This window comes from Cysteiniphilum litorale, assembly GCF_003428165.1.
GTDB lineage: Bacteria > Pseudomonadota > Gammaproteobacteria > Francisellales > Francisellaceae > Caedibacter > Caedibacter litoralis.
The window spans coordinates 1-768 of record NZ_QLIQ01000158.1 but is presented as its reverse complement, the minus strand read 5'-3'; the positions used below and the strand labels follow the sequence as shown (position 1 = coordinate 768).

At 36.7% G+C, this 768-nt stretch carries 1 protein-coding gene; it reads left to right on the top strand.

The window, feature by feature from the left end; translation table 11 throughout:
• On the top strand, positions 1-623 hold a 623-nt coding region (locus tag DNJ75_RS15035; RefSeq protein WP_117004207.1), incomplete at its 5' end, for a DUF4158 domain-containing protein.
• Positions 624-768: the final 145 nt, after the last annotated feature.

The following is a 768-nucleotide window of genomic DNA, read 5'->3' as shown; positions in this document are numbered from 1 at the left end:
CATCGACAATTCAGTGGTCTTTTACCGCAACAGAAATCTCCCTTATTGAATCGCGTAATCGAAATTCACGCCTTTATTTTGCATTACTTTTAAAACACTATCAATATGCTCATGAGTTTTTAAAAGACCTTTGTAGCATTCCAAAGCAAGTGATTCTTGAAGTTGCTAACATCTTAAACGTACCTGCAGTAATCCATCAACCTTCAAAGTCGAGCATAAAATCCTTTTACAGTACTATTCGCCATTTTTTTGCCCGAACGTTTTCCAAAAAAAGTGACTATAGCCAACTTTCAGAATGGATTAGTACCGAGTTGCTCACTGCTCAGTTTTTAGCGCATGATGATATTAAAGCGCAAGCATTTGATTACTTGAAATCAAAGGGAATTGAACCCTTTAAAGATAAAACCATGGACAGAGTGATCACTGATGCGGTTAATGACTACGAGAGCAATCTATTTCATCAAATACACACAAGTTTATCCGCTGAGCAATACAGCCAAATGGTAAAATATGCTGCTGCTATGAAACTAGGTTATGCTGACCCGGAGTCAGTGCTTAGAAGGTTTTCTAAAAACAATTTAAAGCACCCAACATATACCCAACTTGGTAAGCAAAATTTCTGAAACGTAGACAGCATAAGACATTGAGCCATACACAAAGTTGAGTTAAGGCACTACAGATTTTTTGTGTTTTTTTTGATTTTTTGATTTTTTGTGAAGACGTGATCGATGCGCTATAGCGTTGTAATGATCTGCTTTAGTGGAATAG